Annotated in this window: 1 protein-coding gene and 1 pseudogene; one reads left to right on the forward strand and one right to left on the reverse strand. The window is 61.3% G+C overall.

The window, feature by feature from the left end; translation table 11 throughout:
• Positions 1–249 precede the first annotated feature (249 nt).
• Positions 250–600 carry an AraC family ligand binding domain-containing protein gene (locus tag CO660_RS32260; protein WP_097601875.1) on the reverse strand — a complete coding sequence of 117 codons (351 nt, stop codon included), beginning with the start codon at positions 598–600 and terminating at the stop codon, positions 250–252.
• 344 nt (positions 601–944) lie between these two features.
• Between CO660_RS32260 and CO660_RS32265 the strand changes: the two are divergent.
• Positions 945–2,186, forward strand: a pseudogene (locus CO660_RS32265) (hypothetical protein); the annotation flags it as partial.

A 2,186-nucleotide genomic window follows, 5' to 3' on the forward strand; every position in this document is an offset into this window, starting at 1 on the left:
ACTGCTTCTCGCCAGCAGAATGCGCAAACTACCTTACAAACTCAGGATATGCTTCCGTATGAAAGCAGCAGGCTCTATAGGCATTAACCAGCCCCTATTCAAATTTGCTACCTGATTCCGGATCTTTGCAATCACCAGCAGTGCGGTCAATCCGCAACGGCCATATCGGGACGGGGTACAGCCGCCTTGGCAGACCTGCAGGAAATCAACCAAGGCAGCCGATCAAAGCACCTCACTGCCGTGCGCGGCTTACGCATGCGCCGGCCGCCAATGCGGATAGGTGACATAGGTGGTGAGCGCGCCCTCCTCATGCGAGCGGATCGTCACGGTCTCGCCCTTGGGCATGTAGACGATCTCGCCCGGCCCGGCGCTGACCGTCCCCGCCTCTGTCGAAACCGAAAGCCGCCCTTCCAGAACGATTATGACATCGTCGACCGCCATCGTTTCGGTCAGGCTCTGGCCCGGCGCGTAACGTCCGTAACCGATGGTGATCGGCCCGCCATGCCGCTCATCGACGAGATTGCCGACGCGGATATCTGCCTCCTGCCCGGGGGAACGCTCCAGCGAAGCGTCGGCGATCGTGAATTTCTGCATCTTCATCGTCATCCTCCATGCCGCCGGCTTAGGTAACGCGGAAATCTCCTGCGCCAAGTCCGCAGCGTGGCGCGAGCCACGAAAGCCTCGGCTTCGTCGGCATAGAATCGCAAAAAGCCGCGTCGTCCTCACCCATTAGCCAGCCTGCAGCTGAGCTCCAGTGCACGAAGGGCGTGTGAGGAATGACAGAGTTCTACCAACAAAGAGCTAATTGGAAAGTCCAAAGGATCGGAGCATAGTCCGCGCAGTGGAGTTCAGCGCGCGTGGGGAAAAGCGGGACACTGGACTCCCGCAGCCACGCCTCGACGACTTAGCAGACAACATTGACAGGTTGATGCGGAGGTAGCGTGATGGCGCAGGGCGTTGTTTCTCTCAGCGGGACTCTGACTCAGAATCAGACCTTGGCGGCAAACGTCACCGATGTTGACGGGTTACCGTCAGGGACGGTCATTACCTATCAGTGGCAGCAGAGCAGCGATAACGGTGCCACATGGAGCAACATAACAGGTGCAGCCACAGCCGCCCTGACCTTGCAGCAGACTCAAGTCGGAAAGCGGGTGCGGGCAACCGCTGCTTACACCGATGCTTTGGGTAACCAGGAACTGGTTGCCAGCACCACCAATACCGCCGTCGCCAACGTGAGCGACATAGGCGTAGTCGCGATCACCGGTACACCCGTACAAGGCCAAGCCTTGACCGCCGCGGTCTTGGATCTGGATGGGCTCGCCAATGTATCGATCAGCTATCGCTGGCAGCAACTGATCGGAAACACCTGGAGCAACATCGCAAATGCCACCGGCTCGACGTGGACGCTTCAGGCAGCGCAGGTCGGCAGGCAGGTCCGCGTCCAGGTAACCTATACCGATCAGTCGGGAGGAACCGAAAACAATCGAACCAGCCTGGCCACGTCCCCGATCGTCGCGAGCAATCCTGCCGGCAACGACATTGGCGTCGTCTCCATCATCGGGGCCGCAAATCAAAATCGCACGATCGCGGCGGGTGTTACCGATGTCGATGGGCTCCCGGCCGGGACCATCGTCGCTTACCAATGGCAGCAAAGCAGCGACGGCGGCGGCACGTGGGGCAACATTGCCGGCGCCACTGCGAAAACCCTCAGCCTGCAGCAAGCACTGGTTGGGAAGCAGGTTCGAGCGACCGCCACCTACACCGATGCCCTTGGCAACAACGAGACGGTCGCAAGCGGTCCGACGACGGCAGTCGCCAACGTGAACGACGCAGGCGTGGCTACGATCACCGGTACGCCCGTTCAGGGCCAGGCCCTGACCGCGGCCGTTACCGACCTTGATGGGCTCGCCAACGTGTCGATCACCTATCGCTGGCAGCAGCTGATCGGGACGAGCTGGACCGACATCGCCGGAGCCACCGGTCCGAGCTGGACACTCCAGGCAGCGCAGGTGGGCAGGCAAGTCCGTGTGAGGACCACTTACACCGATCAGCTGGGTGGTGTCGAAACCAACCGGGCGAGCGCGCCGACCGCAGCGATTGTCAGTGCCAACAACCACCCGGGTGTGCTTGGCATCAGCGGGACCGCGACGCAAGGTCAGGTGCTGACGGCCGCCGTCACCGACGCG

Source organism: Rhizobium sp. L9, from assembly GCF_002531885.1.
Lineage (GTDB): Bacteria > Pseudomonadota > Alphaproteobacteria > Rhizobiales > Rhizobiaceae > Rhizobium.

Excerpts from the sequence above, each read along its gene's own strand:
- CO660_RS32260 (WP_097601875.1), bottom strand. The coding sequence starts at position 600 with ATGAAGATGCAGAAATTCACGATCGCCGACGCTTCGCTGGAGCGTTCC.